This window comes from Pseudoalteromonas sp. SW0106-04 (genome assembly GCF_001293805.1).
Lineage (GTDB): Bacteria > Pseudomonadota > Gammaproteobacteria > Enterobacterales > Alteromonadaceae > Pseudoalteromonas > Pseudoalteromonas ruthenica.
Window position 1 is genome coordinate 208031 of sequence record NZ_BCAI01000003.1, and the last position, 18432, is coordinate 226462.

General features: G+C 46.4%; 16 protein-coding genes and 1 tRNA gene. 6 read left to right on the forward strand and 11 right to left on the reverse strand.

Going from position 1 to position 18432, the window contains the following annotated elements; translation table 11 throughout:
- Positions 1 to 7 precede the first annotated feature (7 nt).
- The 9 genes from W04_RS05625 to W04_RS05665 all read right to left on the reverse strand — a co-directional run bounded on the left by W04_RS05625 (position 8) and on the right by W04_RS05665 (position 10281).
- Complete coding sequence (locus tag W04_RS05625) at positions 8 to 1621, reverse strand: NAD(P)/FAD-dependent oxidoreductase (RefSeq protein WP_022945981.1); 1614 nt, start codon at positions 1619 to 1621, stop codon at positions 8 to 10.
- A 9-nt stretch (positions 1622 to 1630) separates the two neighbouring features.
- Entirely contained in the window at positions 1631 to 2806 is a 1176-nt protein-coding gene (locus W04_RS05630; RefSeq protein WP_053910134.1) for a hypothetical protein, read from the reverse strand.
- Between the two features lie 10 nt (positions 2807 to 2816).
- A complete protein-coding gene (locus W04_RS05635; RefSeq protein WP_053910135.1) occupies positions 2817 to 3617 on the reverse strand; it encodes an outer membrane lipoprotein-sorting protein in 801 nt (266 codons plus the stop codon).
- Positions 3598 to 5967: an RND family transporter gene (locus W04_RS05640; protein WP_026111263.1), complete on the reverse strand. Its 2370-nt coding sequence runs from the start codon at positions 5965 to 5967 to the stop codon at positions 3598 to 3600. Before W04_RS05640 ends, W04_RS05635 begins: the two co-directional genes overlap by 20 nt.
- Before the next feature lie 90 nt (positions 5968 to 6057).
- Positions 6058 to 6645 carry a TetR/AcrR family transcriptional regulator gene (locus tag W04_RS05645; protein WP_053910136.1) on the reverse strand — a complete coding sequence of 196 codons (588 nt, stop codon included), beginning with the start codon at positions 6643 to 6645 and terminating at the stop codon, positions 6058 to 6060.
- Between the two features lie 124 nt (positions 6646 to 6769).
- A complete protein-coding gene (locus W04_RS05650) occupies positions 6770 to 7285 on the reverse strand; it encodes a DUF3016 domain-containing protein (RefSeq protein WP_231658040.1) in 516 nt (171 codons plus the stop codon).
- Between the two features lie 410 nt (positions 7286 to 7695).
- Positions 7696 to 9345, reverse strand: coding sequence for a chaperonin GroEL (gene groL, locus W04_RS05655; RefSeq protein WP_053910138.1), 1650 nt, complete (start codon positions 9343 to 9345; stop codon positions 7696 to 7698).
- A 55-nt stretch (positions 9346 to 9400) separates the two neighbouring features.
- A complete protein-coding gene (locus W04_RS05660; RefSeq protein WP_022945976.1) occupies positions 9401 to 9688 on the reverse strand; it encodes a co-chaperone GroES in 288 nt (95 codons plus the stop codon).
- 113 nt (positions 9689 to 9801) lie between these two features.
- On the reverse strand, positions 9802 to 10281 hold the full coding sequence (locus tag W04_RS05665) for an FxsA family protein (protein ID WP_022945975.1): 480 nt from the start codon (positions 10279 to 10281) through the stop codon (positions 9802 to 9804).
- Between the two features lie 140 nt (positions 10282 to 10421).
- On the opposite strand from W04_RS05665, the gene cutA reads away from it, so the two are divergent.
- The 6 genes from cutA to W04_RS05695 all read left to right on the forward strand — a co-directional run bounded on the left by cutA (position 10422) and on the right by W04_RS05695 (position 15601).
- Positions 10422 to 10742, forward strand: a complete 321-nt coding sequence (cutA, locus tag W04_RS05670; RefSeq protein ID WP_022945974.1) for a divalent-cation tolerance protein CutA — start codon at positions 10422 to 10424, stop codon at positions 10740 to 10742.
- Positions 10742 to 12526: a protein-disulfide reductase DsbD gene (locus W04_RS05675; RefSeq protein ID WP_053910139.1), complete on the forward strand. Its 1785-nt coding sequence runs from the start codon at positions 10742 to 10744 to the stop codon at positions 12524 to 12526. Before cutA ends, W04_RS05675 begins: the two co-directional genes overlap by 1 nt.
- 250 nt (positions 12527 to 12776) lie before the next feature.
- On the forward strand, positions 12777 to 13229 hold the full coding sequence (aroQ, locus tag W04_RS05680; RefSeq protein WP_053910140.1) for a type II 3-dehydroquinate dehydratase: 453 nt from the start codon (positions 12777 to 12779) through the stop codon (positions 13227 to 13229).
- A 25-nt stretch (positions 13230 to 13254) separates the two neighbouring features.
- Positions 13255 to 13719, forward strand: coding sequence for an acetyl-CoA carboxylase biotin carboxyl carrier protein (gene accB / locus W04_RS05685; protein WP_045980407.1), 465 nt, complete (start codon positions 13255 to 13257; stop codon positions 13717 to 13719).
- A 27-nt stretch (positions 13720 to 13746) separates the two neighbouring features.
- Positions 13747 to 15087 carry an acetyl-CoA carboxylase biotin carboxylase subunit gene (gene accC / locus W04_RS05690; RefSeq protein ID WP_022946050.1) on the forward strand — a complete coding sequence of 447 codons (1341 nt, stop codon included), beginning with the start codon at positions 13747 to 13749 and terminating at the stop codon, positions 15085 to 15087.
- A 437-nt stretch (positions 15088 to 15524) separates the two neighbouring features.
- Positions 15525 to 15601, forward strand: a tRNA-Ile gene (locus W04_RS05695).
- A gap of 76 nt (positions 15602 to 15677) precedes the next feature.
- Here the strand turns inward: W04_RS05695 and W04_RS05700 are convergent.
- A complete protein-coding gene (locus W04_RS05700) occupies positions 15678 to 16343 on the reverse strand; it encodes a hypothetical protein (protein ID WP_157576285.1) in 666 nt (221 codons plus the stop codon).
- 367 nt (positions 16344 to 16710) lie between these two features.
- A complete protein-coding gene (locus W04_RS05705) occupies positions 16711 to 17826 on the reverse strand; it encodes a hypothetical protein (protein ID WP_053910142.1) in 1116 nt (371 codons plus the stop codon).
- Positions 17827 to 18432 lie beyond the last annotated feature (606 nt).

Genomic DNA, 18432 nt, shown 5'->3' on the forward strand with positions numbered 1-18432 from the left:
GTCAGTATCAGTGTTTAAATAATTCCATCGCGTGGGTAAGCGATAGCTTGTCATTAATTGCTGCTTCGACCACTAGCGGCATTTTTTCTTCATCAAAGTCCATACGCTGAATTTCACATAGACTGCGTAAGAACCCTAAATAAGTGACTTCCAATAAGGCCTTATCGAGTTCGGCGATGGCCATCTCGTCTAACATGACGCCTCGGCTATGGGCGTGTTTCATGCGGCACTTGGTGAGCTCTATATCAAAGAAGTGACCGCGATTAAGGCGATATTCTTGACCTTGGATCAGCTGGATAAACTCATCTTTAAGTTCATGAATGCGGGAAATCGCCGCCCCTTGCACCATGGCCAGCGCTTTTTCATTCAGCTGCTCTTGGCTCATTTCACTCATGCTCGGGCAATAACCAAAATGGCGCGCCATGGACGAAGGTAAAATAAAGCCGAACCAATGCATTAATAAGGCTTCAAAATGCGTGCGGTGCACCTCGTAGCTGCCGTGGTAGTTCCCGGTAATATGCAGCATAAAGCTCTCAAACCAGCCTAAGAGGTAGGCATTGAAGGCCTTGGTTTTGCCTGCAAACATGGCCTCGTTACCGGCTAAATCCGCCTCTATAAGTTCACCGATCATACGATTAGCATCGGTCAAATAGGCCGAGCCCGGCGATAACAAGGGGTCTAAAAAGGCCGATGACATGCCGGTGAGGAACCAACGATCAGTTGAGAACGACTGTTTGGCCCGCCGTGATAGCCGCTTCATGGCTTTGTAGTCCTGCAATTCGAAGTGGCTGCCCAGAATTTCCTGCATACATTTATGCGAGCGTAAAAATTCCACGAAGTCGTCACTGGTTCTCACATTTAAGCTGACATCGGTATTTTTAGCGGTTACACCGATACTGACAGTGTGCTCATCCAATGGAATGAGCCATAACCAATACCCTTTATACATAAAGTGGTTGGTCGCTAATGCGCGGGTGGTAAAGTTGGTACGTGCACGCCACTGCTCACTGCCCAGGCTATCGAGTGGCGTGGTGAACTTAAACCGCGCCCAAGCTGAGCTCACAGAGTGGCGATGATCTTGCGACTCAATTAAATCCAGCTTTTTACCCAGCGGTGCAGCAAACCCGGCGGCATCGACTAAATAACGACAGCGAAAGGATTTGTCTGCGGTTTTCACGCTGTGACCATGCTCGCCATCGAGTTCGATATCGCTGACCGTCTCACCCAGTAAAACGTCCACACCAATATCCCGATTAAAGCGCACTAGGTCGTTATCAAACTTAGCGCGATCAATTTGGTGCGCCGGAATACCGTGATACCAGGTGCGCCCGAGCTCACTCATTTCCTCGACATTGAGATCACGGTCGACGCTGTCAAAGAAAAATCGCAAACCATGTTTGTACAAATGGTTAGTGTCTAGGTAAAAGCCCAGTTGCAGATCACTGGCGGCATAATCCCAAAACGATTCTAGGGTTGACTCCCCTACCCAAGAATTAAATGACTTTTTGCGTTCTAACACGGTGACCGATAGCTCGGGGTGTTTTAGTTTTAATTGTCGTGCTAAGCAACCACCAGCCATTGAACCACCGATGATCACAACATCACTATACTGACTTACCATACATGCTCCTTACAGGTAATAGGTCAATCTTACTTCTATAAAGTCATCATCTCGGTAGAGGTAAAGCGGCTGCTGTGGTTGTTGATCAACAAACATCCGGGCCTCAACATCAAGACTCAACTGACTATGAATACGGGTTTCGAATTCACCCTTAATGGCGATGGAATCGCCGCCATTATCGATAAGGGCTCCCAATAACAAGGTGGTGGCATCGGTGTCGTTCCAAGCGAGGCGAGAGCCTACAAAGCTGCTATTACGATATATTTGATTTTCTCGAGCCTCGGCGTCGGTGTCGCGGTGCAGCTCCAACAACAGACTGAGATCTTTACTGCTGCCCGCCACTCCATAAAAGTAATATTCTCCCCCTAAGGTGTAAGCCCAGCTATTACCACCGTAATCATGGTTGCGGTGCACCGCTTCGAGCTTACCGAGCCAGCGCTCACTGGTGTATTGCGCATCAAGGCCCCATTGCTGCAAGGCGCTGTAAATAGCTTGCCCTTGGCCTTGCTCGGTGATTTCAAAGGCTGGGGTTTTATCTAAACCGTGGAAGAAATAAGCACCGACATCCCAATCATCGAGCACCGTGGCATAACGCAGCGCCAGTGATCCCCGAGAGTGCTCAGATAAACCGACAAAGCGCTCTTGGCTAATGGCCACTGGCAATGAAAAGCGCTCATCGGGTTGGCTATAATCGCGGGAGCGAAACCAAGGCATAGATAGCAGCGATAAGGTGCCGTTTTCGGTGAAGTAATCAACCTGCACCAGTAGTTCGCCAAGCTTCTCTTCACCTTCAAAGTTACGCGCAGGAATACGTTGATTGACAATATCAACCAAGTGACGAGACTCGGCGACCCCCCAAAACACCGTATTCATACCGGCGCTTAGCTGCCAGTTATAGAAGGTTTTCTGTAAGTAAGCCTCTTGTAAATCCCATTCAGGCAGGGCGCTATTGGTCGCGGCCACAGTCACTACCGGCTTTATATGCGCTTGCATTCCCGAGGCGCGGGAGCGGTAATCAAGCTCAAGCCATAGCCTTGGGTCCCAAGCAAAGTTATGCGTTTGCTGAGCCCGAGCGCTATCACTTTTGTATTGCCGGGCGCCGAGCTCTACCGCAGGCGTTATTTGCCATTGACCATACACGCAAGGCGCAAACACACAGAGCAATAGCCACCACTTCCTGAACATCACTACATCCTTACTTCAATGACGATTTAACAAAATCGCGATTACTTAAGCGCACAGAGAAATCGTAATCAGAGAACACCAAGGTGGTTTTTTTACCGCTTTGATGGTTTTCCATATGCATGGTTTGTGGTCGCCAGAATTTGTCTTGATAGTGCTGATAATCAGACAATGTCAGGGTTTTAAGATGGGCTTCTTTACGGTCATAAAAGTCGATTTTGCGCACTTGGTAATGACTTAAATCGATTAAGGCGCGCTGGCGGGTATAACCAGAATTTTCATACTTGGGAATACGATCGACCACCGCACAGGTGAACTCACCGCATTGCTGCTCATCAATATAGCGATATTCGTACTTATTGAGCTCTTGGGCGGTAAAATCTTCAAAAGCAAACTCACTGCCCACAAAGGGACCCGATTTATTCGCTGAGGAAATGCGCTTTACGCGTTTTAGCGCTGGAAGATAAAGCCATTGATCGTCTGGCTCTAGTATTTGCGCATGCGATAACAGCTTGGTGTCTTGTACATCGGCCGGGGAGTTAAAGACAATCAGGCTTTTATCGCCTTTATCTTCGTCGGCCACTTCTTTGGTGAGCATGCTTAAGCTGCGGCTCGATTTACGCCCGCTGGCATCTTCAAGGTGCATCATGACATCGACACGACTGACGCCAAAGCCGCGATCGGAGCGGTCACTTTGTGCCGCGATTTCATAGCCTCGTTGTTGCGCATCACTGGAAGCAGTTGCAGCCCAAACTGGGGTGATCAATGTGACTGCCGATAGCACGGCAAAAGCACTAGGAATTAATGGCTTCATGCGGGTTCTCCTTAATAGCTGAAAGACTCGGTTGAGATGAGGTAGACGGGCGTGCAACAAGCATGAGCAGCGCCGGGAGTAATAAGAAATCAATGATCAGCGCCATAACAATGGCCAGCGCCGTTAACATGCCCATTTGCGCGTTGATCATAAAGGTGGAGTAAGCCAGCACCATAAAGCCGCCCGCTAAAATTAAGGTGGTCACGAAGATGGCCTCTCCGACAGTGGTAAACGCATATTCAATGGCCGCTTGCGGTGTGAGGCCGCGCTCTCGCCGAGCTCTTAGGTACTTGCTGAGGAAGTGCACGGTGTTATCGACAATGATCCCTAACGAAGTTGAGGTCACTGTGGCGGCCGCAACCCCCACTTGCCCCACTAACAGTGCCCACACGCCAAAGGTGAACAACATCGGAATGGTATTGGGGATCAAGCTTAAGAAGCCGTACTTCAGGCTACGTAAGGTGAGGATCATAATCAGGCAAATCGCGATGATGGCAATGGCATTACCACTGAGCATGCTTTGTGCGTTACGTTGGAAAATATGTGAGAACATCACCGTAGCGCCAGTGGCTTTGGCATGCATCGCCGCTGGCGTGTTGCTTTGCAGCCAGCCTTCAGCGCGCTCAATAAAGGCCTGAATCTCTGCAGTAGACAAGTTATCTAACGTCAGGCTTAACCGTGAAGCCGATTTATCCATACTGACGCGGTCAGTTAAATCGAGGCCAAAGGGCAGTGACATCTCGTACAGCAACAGATACTGCGCCGCCAACTGGCGATTATCAGGCAAGCGATACAGCGCCTCGTTATCCTGATGCATATTCTTATTTAAGCGTTTAATGATGTCGGTGTAGCTATACACATGGACTACTTCTGGCTGTTGACGTAACCATGTGGTGAAATCTGCAAGTCCCTGCTGATACTCGGGTTTACTGACGCCGCCACTTTCACCACTTTGAATGTCAAACTCCACTACATAAATGCCTGTTAAGTGCTCCATGGTGAAGTCGGTGTCGCGACGAAACTCAACGCGCTGATCAAAGTAGTTTACGAACTCGTCATTGAGCTCAATTTGCGGAATAGCCAAGCCACAACCAATGCTCAGTAGCACTGTCGCAGCAATAATCATTCGATACTTTTTCGCAACCTGATTGCCAAAGCGCCCTAACCACACATTCAGCCCGTTGCGCTTTTTCTTATAGGTTTTCTTATCCGGCAAAATAGCCAGTAAACAAGGCAGGAATACCAGTGAGAGCAACCAAGCAGCGGCGATACCCATGGCGGTGATATTCCCTAAATCTGCAAATGGCGGTGCATCAGACATATTTAAGGTTAAAAAACCAACGATGGTGGTGATACTGGTAATGGACACGGCAACAAAATTGACCCGTAAGCTCTCTTTAATTGCAGCTAGCTTGTCCATGCCCTCTCTTCGCGCGCTTGCGTAAGACAACAGCACGTGGATGCTATCGGCAATGGCCAAGGTGAGAATAATGGTCGGTGCGGTAATAGAGATAGGCGTAAGCTCTATGCCGATATAGCCAGTTAGGCCCATGGCCGCAGCACTGGCAAGGATCACGACACCCACCGCAGCAATGGTACCGGGAATACTGCGCAGGCTCATATACATCACCACTATGAGCACTAGGTACATAATCGGCGTGAGGGTTTGCGCATCGGTTTGCCCAGCCTCACTAAAGGCGTTGTTGAGCATAGAGATGCCACTAATAGCAAAGGTAAGCTCAGGGTGCTGCTGCTTCATTTGCGCCACTAAATCGCGTACATAATTCACCGCTTTTGGCACTTCCGCCAAAGACTCCCCTGGATATTGCACGGTAATATTAATACCCGAGGTGCGGCCATTGTTGGCAATTAAGCGGTTGGCCAGTAGCGGTTCATCAAGGGCTATACGTGCTTTTTCTTGCAACGCTGGCCAAGATAATTGCTCGGCATTTTTGATCAGATCGGCGACGATAAGGTCATCTTGCTCTGCATAGGTATGTTGGAAATTGGTGATAGAGTCGACACGACTCGCAAAAGGTGTTTTCCACGCCTGTTCGGTGAGCTGCTCCACCACCTTCGCATGATTAGGCGTTAATCCTTGGCTTTGCTCGTCGTGCACGACGATCAGAATGTTGTCATTTTTACTGTATTTGTCTTGGAAGTTCTCAAAGGCAACGAGCTCTGGGTTCTCGGGGCTGAAAAATGCCCGATAGTCGTTCGAGAAAGTGAGCCCTTTAGCCCCTATTGCCAGTGCGATGCAAATTAGCACACTGACAATAAGCAATAGCCAAGGGTAGCGTGTCACGCACTGCCCCCACCGCAGGGCTAAGTTGCTAATAAAGTGGTTCATTATCACTCCTTATAACAGAACGCACATTCTGATAATGGTAAAAAATAACGCCTCAAGTGAGGCTCTTTATTTTCATAATAGCATAGTACCTTATTCAGGTTCAGCCATCATGTCGAATATAGTCGTCAAATATTGCCGTAATGTGTCACGATGAAAATCACTGCGAGCCATCACTGCTACGCCTTGCAACACACCGAGTAAGCACACGCTTAAATCAAACGCACTGAGTTCCTGGCGTACCTCGCTACGTGCTTGAGCTCGCTCAATAAAATGCTGAAACTGTGCGGTCAGCTTGGCATAAATATCACGCACAATGCTGTTCACATCCATATCTGTTTCACCAATCTCGGTAGCTGTATTGCAAATAAGACAGCCATTAGCGCCATGCTCAGCAATGTTCTCGCTGTACATGGAGAAAAAACAGCGTAGGTCTTCAAGCTCACCATTACTTTGCGCAATGCGCTTTAACCCCGGGCTAATTTTGCTTAGGGAATACTCTTGCAAACACCGTTTGAACAGTTCTTTCTTGTTACCAAATTCTTGGTAAAAACCATACCTACTCACACCTGTTGCTTTAACCAACTGCTCCATTGATGTATCGCGGTAACCTTGGCGCCAAAACATAATAGTTGCTTTGCGCAGGGCTTCACTTACATCAAATTCTCTGGTTCGTGCCATAGGTTGTTCTCTGCTTAGCGTTTTTAAGAATGTACATTCTGAAATAAAAAAGATCAAGTTAAGATCAAAAAGAAAAAGCGCCCATTGGGCGCCTAACTTTGCCTTAATTAAATAGTGCTAGTCGCTAGCGATAGGCTTTCTTCGGCTCGATACCCAGCTCAGGCAACAAGGTTTTCTCAAACCACGAGCTTATCAAGCGAAAATCATAATAGTTGGCTTCGTTGGCTCGAGGTGAGCGAATGCGATCCATAAACTGCATGTCTTTTAAATCCGCTTCCCCTTCACTGACCACCTTACCCTCGGCATCGGTGACCGAGTAAGTAAAGTTAATCTTAGGCATGTAAATAGGTTTAATCACGCGGATCTCATTCATCCCAAAGCGCACATCGCCGGCCAAATCGAGGTTAGTGATCTCAGCGTTAAACACATACCCTTCAGGCAGATTTTCTGCTTCTCTACTAAAGTGCTTATTAAAGTTTTTAACCAGTCGCTTGTGAAACGGTCCTTTTACTTCATTAGCTGGACGCGCATCGGTGTAGTCGTCTAAGTCATGCCATTTGATTTTTGCTTCGCCAGCATAGCTACTAAGGGATGTAACTAAGGCCGCGATTGCCAAACTGTAGCTCAGTGATTTCATCATACTCTCCAATTGCGTACGTCTATCTACTATAGACCGCTTGTTGTGTTGTTTGATTACTAAAACACCGCCAAGTTCGTAACAATTAGTAATCATTAATAACTATTTGTAGCCTGTGTACCCAATCGAGTCAACGCCCAGCAACTCACCCCTCTGAGTTTTACAGTTTGCCTCGTCGAATCTCTCATTTAGCAGCAGCGACTTTTTATTGCTTGAGTCTAACGTTCGCTACTCCTTGAGCGCCCAACAATAAAGGTTACTGAGCCAATAATCGTTGCCGCCTTCAGCCCTCTTCCTGAGCGCCAGAAGCACAAATATTGCTGTCAGGGTCAAGTTAGGGATGAAAATTCAGCAGCCATGAAAAAACCCAGCCGAAGCTGGGTTTTTATAAAGCGAGATAGCTTGAGGGATGATTACATCATGCCGCCCATGCCACCCATTCCGCCCATGCCACCCATATCTGGTGCGGCTGGTGCGTCTTCTTTAGGTAGTTCAGCAACCATCGCTTCTGTGGTGATCATTAGACCGGCTACCGAAGCTGCGAACTGCAATGCAGAGCGTGTTACTTTCGTTGGGTCAAGGATACCCATCTCTAGCATGTCGCTGTACTCGCCTGTTGCCGCGTTGTAACCGTAGTTACCTTCGCCACCTTTGACTGCGTTGACAACCACTGATGCTTCATCACCAGCGTTAGAAACGATTTGGCGAAGTGGCGCTTCCATAGCGCGTAGGGCTACGTTGATACCATGGTTTTGGTCTTCGTTGTCAGCGGTAAGTGAAGCAATCTTAGTTGCTACACGAACCAGCGCTACACCACCACCAGGTACAACACCCTCTTCAACCGCAGCACGCGTTGCGTGTAACGCATCTTCTACGCGGTCTTTCTTCTCTTTCATTTCAACTTCGGTCGCAGCGCCGACTTTGATTACCGCAACACCGCCAGCTAGTTTCGCCATGCGCTCTTGTAGTTTCTCTTTATCGTAGTCAGACGTCGCTTCTTCGATTTGCGCTTTGATTTGACCCACACGGCCATCAATCGCTTCTTGCTCACCAGCACCATCAATAATGGTGGTGTCATCTTTGGTGATTACTACGCGCTTCGCTGTACCTAAGTCTTCTAGTGTCGCTTTTTCAAGCTCAAGACCGATTTCTTCAGAAATCACTGTACCACCGGTTAGGATGGCGATGTCTTGTAGCATCGCTTTACGACGATCACCAAAACCAGGCGCTTTAACCGCAGCGACTTTAACGATGCCACGCATGTTGTTAACAACCAATGTTGCCAGTGCCTCACCTTCTAGGTCTTCAGCAACAATCAGCAATGGCTTGCTAGTTTTCGCTACCGCTTCTAGGGTAGGTAGAAGCTCACGGATGTTTGATACTTTTTTGTCAACCAATAGGATGTGTGGGTTATCTAGTTCAACAACACCTTTTTCTGAGTTGTTGATGAAGTAAGGAGAAAGGTAACCACGGTCGAACTGCATACCTTCAACAACATCCAGTTCATTCTGTAGTGATTGACCTTCTTCAACAGTGATAACACCAGACTCACGGCCTACTTTTTCCATTGCTTCAGCAATGATTTCACCAATCTCTTTGTCAGAGTTGGCTGAGATAGTACCCACCTGAGCAATGGCTTTGTTATCTGCACAAGGCACAGAAAGGGTTTTCAATTCCTCTACTGCAGCGGTAACGGCTTTGTCGATACCGCGCTTAAGGTCCATTGGGTTCATACCCGCAGCAACAGCTTTAAGGCCTTCGTTAACAATTGACTGTGCTAGTACGGTTGCAGTAGTGGTACCGTCACCGGCAGCGTCATTCGCTTTTGAGGCTACTTCTTTAACCATCTGCGCGCCCATGTTCTCGAACTTGTCTTCAAGCTCAATTTCTTTCGCTACAGAAACACCATCTTTAGTGATTGTGGGTGAGCCAAAAGACTTATCTAGAACAACGTTACGGCCTTTAGGACCTAAAGTTACTTTTACTGCATCTGCTAATACATTTACGCCTTTAAGCATTTTAGTGCGGGCGTCATTTGCAAAACGTACTTCTTTTGCTGCCATTGTTTCTTTCCTCTAAATTCTGTTTAAACCAAGTGTGTCAACATCAAGGGGTGAGTTAGCTCACGATACCTAGGATGTTGTCTTCACGCATAATTAGGTACTCTTGACCGTCGATTTTTTCAGTCTTCTCAACGTAAGAGCCGAACAACACAGTGTCGCCCGCTTTGACTTCCAATGCGCGTACTTCGCCGCTATCCAATACCCGGCCATTACCTACTGCAACTACTTCACCTCGCGATGATTTTTCAGCCGCAGAACCAGTCAGCACGATACCGCCAGCAGACTTGGTTTCTTCTTCTAGACGCTTAACGATCACGCGATCATGTAAAGGACGAATGTTCATTTGTTTGTTTCTCCTAACAGTTTCTGAACAACTACAGAAAAGTCATTAAAATTTAGTTGCCATATCTAATGGGGGTCGAGGTTTTAAAACCCAAGAGTAAAAATTAAAATTTTTTACTCTTTTCGTTCATATTCACCTTCGATGGTGGTGTGCTCTTCGCGACGCTCACTATGTTGATGCTGTTGATGGCTGTGAAATTCAGCACTGAAGGTGCTTTGCCCCATACCTTGGCTCATGCGCACTTGCGCCTGAGAAGCAAAGGTTGCGGCCATTTTATTGCGCACTGCGGGAGTCAGTAATAAGAAGCCGAATACGTCGGTCACTATACCGGGCGTCAACAACAGAACGCCAGCAATGATGACACAGATACCAGTAAACATTTGTTTTGCCGGCATTTGCCCTTGTGCCATTTGCACCTGCGCCTCACGCATTGCGCCAACGCCTTGTTGCTTCACCAGCTTAGCGCCCAAAATCGCGGTAACGATAATTAAGGCAATGGTGGCAACGCCGCCAATCACCTCGCTTAATTGAATCAATAGCGCGATTTCGATGATTGGAACAATGATAAATAGTAAAAAAAGTGCTCTGAACATAACGGCTCTCATAAAAGTCGATGAAATAGAATTGAGGTTGATAAGGTCAGATTTCAAGTCATCTGTTGTCGCTCTATGGGCTTTGCCCTTGCTATCAGCTAGTATGGGGGTTAGAAACGGGACTCACAAAAAGGTTCAGTATGACTACTCACTACCGGCTTATCTTTACAACTTGTGCAAATAAACAAGAAGCACGCGCGATGGCAGAACAATTGGTGCAGTTAAAACTCGCCGCCTGTGTCAACATTCTTCCCGAAGTAGAGTCAATCTACATGTGGCAAGGAGAAGTGGCCAGCGAAAACGAGACCAAACTGCTAATTAAAACCAAGTCTGAGAAAATGAACCAGGTGATCCAAACCATTAAACAGCTACATAGTTATGAAGTGCCTGAAATTCAGGTTGTTGATGTGGCCACCGGAAACCTGGCGTATTTTAATTGGATGGATGAGGTATTAAATTAATGCGTTATGTGCTGTTTTTGCTCACCTTAGCGTTTAGCTCGCTAAGTTGGGCGAACAACTCCGTTTTAAATAGCTTATTAGAGCCCTCTAAAAGCACTTTTCTCCCCGTCGAGCAGGCATTTAAGCTCGACTTTGACCAACAAGGCGATACCTTATTTGTAGGGTGGGATATTGAGCCAGGTTATTATCTCTACAAACATAAGTTAGAGTTTGTCGGTAAGGGCGCCACCATCACTCCACCCAGTGACCTTCCCCAAGGGGACATGATTGAAGACGAGTTTTTCGGTCGCACTGAGGTCTATTTTGATAGTGTGAGTATTATTTCCAAACTCAGTGATGTGGGTGATAATGCCAGTGTCAAAGTACGTTATCAGGGCTGCGCCGAAGCAGGCCTTTGCTACCCCCCTGAAGTGGTGGAAATTCCGCTTACGGCCCTTGCTGCCAGCACGGCGACTACCGGTGCGCCAACCACCGCGGTCCCGGCTAACAAAGCCACCAATGATGAGGGTGAACAATCACTCACTGAGCGTTTAGCCAGCCAAAGCTTGGTCACTAATTTAGTATTCTTTTTTGTTGTCGGTATCGGCCTGGCGTTTACACCTTGCGTGTTCCCCATGTTCCCGATTCTTTCTAGCTTAATCGCTGGGCAGAAAAATCTCTCTACGAAAAAAGCCTTTAGCCTGTCGTTTGTTTATGTGCAGGGCATGGCCGTGACCTATGCGTTACTAGGTTTAGTGGTTGCCTATTTCGGCGGGCATATTCAAGGCTATTTACAGCACCCCTATGTCTTAATCAGCTTTAGTTTACTGTTTGTATTGCTGGCGCTATCGATGTTTGGGCTGTACGAGATTCGTTTACCCCAAAGTTTGATGAGCCGCTTAACAGAAGTCAGTAATAAGCAAAAAGGCGGAAACTACACCGGCGTATTCTTGATGGGCGTGCTCAGCGGCCTGATTGCCTCGCCGTGCACCACCGCACCACTTTCTGCAGCGCTACTTTATGTGGCTCAAAGCGGCGATTTTGTGGTTGGTGGCTTGACCTTGTATGCCTTAAGCCTAGGTATGGGCCTACCGCTGCTGCTATTAGGCACCTCGGGCGGGAAATTACTCCCCAAGGCCGGTGGCTGGATGGAGCAAGTAAAAACCTTGTTTGGCTTCTTAATGTTGTTTGTGCCACTTATCTTATTAGAGCGTATTTTACCTTTCGAGGTGATCCTGCTCATGGCCGGCTTGTTGGCAATTGCTACCGCTATCTACTTACATTATTGGCAAAGCGGGCAAAACCAAGGGAAAGGAAAAACGATTCTATGGAGTTTTGCCATGCTGCTGTTTGTTGGTGGCTTAATGCTGGTACAAAACTACATTTGGCCTAAGCCACAGAGTAACAGCACGGCTGCGACAGTTTCCTCTAACGAAAAGCATGGTGAATTTGTACATGTCGCTAATCTAGCAGAACTGGAAACCTTGATTGCTCAAACCGATGGCTTGGTGATGGTTGATCTCTATGCCGAGTGGTGTGTGGCATGTAAAGAGTTTGAGAAGTACACATTCCCGAAAGACAACGTGCAACAGCAGTTTGAGCATTTCACCTTAGTACAGGTCGACCTCACCGAAAGTAACGACACCACCATTGAATTAATGGAGCACTACACCGTTTTTGGTCTGCCAAGTATTTTGTTTTTCGATAACAGCAACGAAGAATTACCTGAGCTGAGAGTCACCGGTTTTATGGGGGCAGATGAATTTGCTTCCCACCTACAAGCGGTGCGTGACGCAGCACAGTAATCCTTTTTACTGATTAATGCAGGGTGAGCCTCATCACCCTGCTCACTTTCCCCGCACTAGTAAACCCCACCTAACCAAACCTGGTTAACAAGGTCATTAGACCAGTATTTTGCTGCTATTTACGTCGAACTCTCTATAATAGTCGGCAAACGTGAGAAAAGTTTGCTATTTGCTACTTTTGCCCTTAAGTTAAATACTATTATTTGTACAATCACTTAAAACTCACACGATAAAGGATTTTAGTCGCATTATGGCTGCAAAGTTTAAGGTTTTAGTTATTAACGGTCCTAACCTAAACATGTTAGGTAAGCGTGAGCCGGATAAATATGGCGTAAAAACACTGGCGCAGATCACCGGTGAACTAAATGATGCAGCAGCGGCCTTAAATGTTGAGTTGGCGCACTTTCAAAGTAACAGCGAAGCAGCATTAATAGAGCACATTCACGACGCGTGGCAGCAATTTGATAGCATTATTATAAACCCTGCCGCATTCACCCACACCAGTGTGGCTCTGCGTGACGCTCTACTCAGTGTTGATATTCCCTTCTTTGAAGTTCACCTCAGCAACATTCATCAACGCGAACCCTTCCGTCACCACTCTTACTTTTCTGACGTGGCACAAGGGGTTATCTGCGGTTTTGGTGCAATGGGTTACCACTTCGCGCTTCAAGCAGCGGTCAACCGGTTGCAGAATTCGAATTAAAAACTAACTAACAGGCGGGTTTTTCATGGACATTCGCAAAATAAAGAAATTAATTGAACTAGTTGAAGAGTCTGGCATTGCTGAGCTTGAGATCACCGAAGGTGAAGAGTCGGTACGTATTAACCGTCATAGCCAAGCTCCAGCGATGCCACAGCATTACGCCTTGGCGCCACAAGCGGCTCCTGCTCCTGCAGCCCCAGCTGCAGCTCCAGCCAGTGATGCACCAGCAGCGAGCGATGCACCTGCTCGCCCTAGCGGCCATGAAGTAACCTCACCTATGGTTGGTACATTCTACGCGGCCTCTTCACCAGAAGCCGCTGCTTATGTTGAGGTAGGTAGTAAAGTTAACGTAGGCGATACTTTGTGCATCGTTGAAGCGATGAAGATGATGAACCAGATTGAAGCTGACAAAGCCGGTACGGTTAAAGCAATCTTGGTTGAAAATGGCGAGCCTGTTGAGTTCGACCAACCTCTTTTCATCATCGAATAATCGCGCAACTCAAACAAGGCACTAACTATGTTAGATAAAGTTGTTATCGCAAACCGAGGTGAAATTGCACTTCGTGTTCTGCGCGCCTGTAAAGAGCTAGGTATAAAAACGGTTGCCGTGCATTCTACCGCCGACCGTGACCTGAAACACGTGCTCCTTGCAGATGAAACTATTTGTATTGGTAAGCCACCTGCTACCGAAAGCTACTTAGATATTCCCCGCATTATTGCTGCGGCGGAAGTCACCGATGCAGTCGCTATTCACCCAGGTTATGGCTTCCTATCGGAAAACGCTGATTTTGCCGACCAAGTTGAGCAAAGTGGCTTCGTATTTATTGGTCCTAAAGGCGACACCATTCGTCTTATGGGTGACAAAGTATCGGCCATTGAAGCGATGCGTAAAGCCGGCGTTCCTTGTGTACCCGGTTCTGATGGTCCGCTCACTAACGACACCGAACGTAATATGCAAATTGCTAAGCGCATCGGTTACCCAGTGATCATCAAAGCCGCTGGCGGCGGCGGTGGCCGTGGTATGCGCGTCGTACGCAGCGAGAAAGAGCTGGTCGACTCCATCGCCCTTACTCAGCAAGAAGCCAAGCAGTTCTTTGGTAATGGCATGGTTTATATGGAGAAATTCCTAGAAAACCCACGCCATATCGAAGTGCAAGTATTGGCAGACGGCCAAGGCAACGCAATTCACCTAGGTGAGCGTGATTGCTCGATGCAACGCCGCCACCAAAAAGTAGTTGAAGAAGCACCTGCACCAGGTATCACCGCAGAAATGCGTAAGTACATTGGCGATCGCTGTACTCGCGCGTGTATCGAAATTGGTTATCGCGGCGCGGGCACCTTCGAATTCCTATATGAAAACGGTGAGTTCTACTTTATCGAGATGAATACCCGTATTCAGGTAGAACACCCTGTAACAGAAATGGTAACAGGTATTGACCTAATTAAAGAGCAGTTAAAAATTGCTGCTGGTCAGCCATTATCAATCACTCAGGAAGATGTGCAAATCCGTGGTCACGCTATTGAGTGCCGTATTAATGCGGAAGACCCAAAAACCTTTATCCCATCACCAGGTAAGATCACCCGCTTCCACCCAGCCGGTGGTTTGGGTATTCGCTGGGATAGCCATATTTATGCGGACTACACTGTACCGCCACATTATGACTCAATGATTGGTAAGCTTATTTGTTACGGTGAGAACCGTGACGTTGCCATTGCTCGCTCGCGCAACGCGCTCAACGAGTTGGTTATCGACGGCATTAAAACCAATACCGAGCTTCATAAACTGATTTTATCGGACGAGAACTTCAAAAATGGTGGCACTAATATCCACTATTTAGAGAAGAAACTTGGCCTATAGAGCTAAATGTTAAGCAAAGCCAAAGCCGACCTACGTCGGCTTTTTTTGTGCCTGCAAACCCTAAATCGCTTTTTGTAAGTAGCGCGCACTCACCCACTACCTTAAAAGTTCAGAGCAAGTCGTTTGCGAGGTTACAGCTCAAGCTACGCCCTTAGGTTAATTAGTAAGCGATTGATTTCGAGCGGCAAAATAATCACCCCACAGCTAGTGACAAGGCCCACAAAAGTTTTTATACTGCTCGGCGCTTGTCAGGATACTGATATCTTTATCAGTGGCACGCAAATGGCCCTATAGCTTAGGTGATGAACGTAAGCCAAAGGCTTTGAGAAGTGATTTAACATCACTTCGAAAGTGAAGAACGCGAGGTCGTGGATGACCGAGCCGAGTGACTATCATCATGGATGTGTTTACTCTGACTTCACTATAAAACACAAAATGGCCCTATAGCTCAGTTGGTTAGAGCGCACGACTCATAATCGTTAGGTCCCTGGTTCGAGTCCAGGTGGGGCCACCATTTTTCCTACTATCTCAAGTTATCAATTACTAACCGAATCCATTCGGTGCTACCTCTGTGCAACGTTGCTGTATAGTTATTTTTTAGGTTGGGCTTCAAATGTCAGCTCATTATTTGGCACAATGGAAACCTTAATACCATCATATATAGCCAGGTATTTATCAGTTGCAGCTACAACACGACCCTGACCTATGCGTCCCCGCTTACTGCTTATAGAAATACACTTACTGACTCCCTCACATTTTGGGAAATTGCTAATTTCTTTTTGAGCGACTTGATGTCCTACGCCCCAACTAAACAAAATGCCTAAAATAGCCCCAGCAAAAAAGGTAAAGATCATAGATGGAAGGCTTACTGATGCTATAGCTAAACCAATAGGGAAAATTACGATATCAAAATGTTCCCACTTGGATATTTTCTTAGCTTTACTTTTAATCGACTCCTTTTTTCTATTAACGAGCGCAATAAGAAGACCGTATAGCCATATGCCTAACGCGAAAATCAATACCGACCATGGATGTTCTTGCAAAAAGGTCGAAATAATGACAAACGCTTGCATAAAAAAGACAAAGGCACTTACTAGGTAACCCTCTAGCGAGTCGCCAAATAGAGATATAGATAAATTATATTCCTCTAAATACCCGTACTGATAGAAATAGCCAATTAGGTATAGAATTGGAACCGACAATGTCATTGCACTTATAACATAGGCAAGACGTGATGAACTTTGCACTTCTCCCATAAAAAACTCTCCCGTCGAAGAAGCCTTTTCACCGGCGACTAAAGTTATAAAAAGATTGTAAATCAATATACTACATAGGATATGTCACTGCGAGTCGTACCTACTCGAAGAGGTAGGGACGACTCGCAGAGTCGCCCCACTCAAGGCCACTGCTCATGATGCCTTGGGCTCAATCATCCCACCCAGAAAAAAGGCCAGGAGAGGGAGAGGCATCCACCAGGTAAATTGGCGACTTGCCATCAGTGATCGATGCGTTAACTTAAATGTGAATCTGCTCACAACGAGCGAACAAGAAAACTAGCGTCTCCCAAAACTGCCCTCAACACGTCAAGAGGGGCTATAGCCTTAGCAGTCGGGCTCGACAGAGCTAGTACCCTTTAACAAATAATTCAACTTTAGTCTTCGAGGCTAAATCGATATGAGGCAGTTCTATACCGTCATATCCTCCAACTACTACAGGACCGTAACCATCCCACTCCTCACCGGTGTCACGATTAATTCCTATGTGATTTGACTCTGTTATGTCAAACCCACGACTTAAGCCAAAGTAGTACCAAAACCAAGCTTCTTCATTTGAAATATGTCGCCCTATAAAGCTAGCAATTGATTCCTTGTTGGCACTTTTCAATAAATAAGCTCTATACCAATCAGCGTGGAGCCTCAAGACTGCATCTGAAGCTATGCGCTCTAATAGAAACTCTAAGGCATAAACTACATCAAGCGGGTCTAGGTAACATAAATCACTAAATTTAACTGAAGCATCAGACTCAACTTGTTCAAGGTGACTCCGAAGATCTAAGACTTGTTTAGGGCGGTTTAATGAATCAATGTCCATCTGCTCTAGCTGTCGCTCCACTGCACCAAGTAACCCATTAAATAACTCTGTTACCTTATAGGCTTCCAGTATCTCTTGCTGCAAGAGGGATAATTGAGCTCCACTTTGACTTTTTGCTAACCAATGCTCAGCCGCGCGCATGTCATAACTTTCATGATAGTGACTTATTTCATTCACAGAGAGGAGTAAAGCCAGGTATATGTGCTCATGATTTCCTTGATTGATAAAGTGCTTCAATAATTCAACAACTTCTAAGTTGAATACCTCCTCATCGTCCTCTGAAAAATTATCGAAGTCTTCGAAGCGTTCAGCCTCCCCAGAATCACAGCACCCTAGATATTCTTTCACGTACTCTGTAATTGGCTCTTCCAAAATATACTGTTGTGAACTAATTACCTGAGCGGTTTTCAATGCCAACTGTGACTCATAACCGAGCTCTAGCGCTCTATGAAAAATGCACTTTTCTGCCCTAATAGGCTCCTGAGGCGATGCGACTTTTACTACATTGCTCGATGCGCTATACGCAGCATGACTATTAAACCCATGGGCAGCGGCCACTAATTCGAGGATGTGTGTATGCTTAACCCGACAACTCTCATTGGCTAGTAGAGTTTTAGTAGAGTGAGATAGTGTCTTTAAATTTTTCATAAACAATTCCATACGCTTGAGGCAAATAACTGCTCATAATCAAAGCCACACGCGATTACGGATGATTTCTCAAGCTACGTAATGTTTATAAAATAGTACTGATTTAAGATTACCTTTCGGTATAGAAGGTTGCTGTTTTTCACTCGCGTGCAAGTGGGGCTAGCGCCTTGGCATTTTTGATATTAATTGAAAACCTCCTATTTAACAATACCCCTTTCTAAATCCTCTAACACTTCTGTATTCAGACATTTTAGAAATTCAATCCCTCACAAGAAAACCTCTTTGCGAAATAGCGATTTATGTAAACGCAAAAAGCAAGGTTTGAAAGCGCTTTGTTACTCTATAAAAAACTCGTAGATGCATACGTAACTATAACTACAGATATAGATAAGTGCTCGTTCAAGTTAAGCAGGGCAGCGACTATGTATCACATCCAAAGTAGCAGCTTTTTTAAAGGAAGTGTCCACTTCCCTTAAACTGATCCAGAAATACAATTTGAGTTTGATAGTGGCGTATCTCACGTGAAGTACTTCGCTAATAGTAGGTGTCGCTGGGACGCTGACTTCAAAGTACTTGAAGTATTTCAGGATTAACGAAGGCATAAAG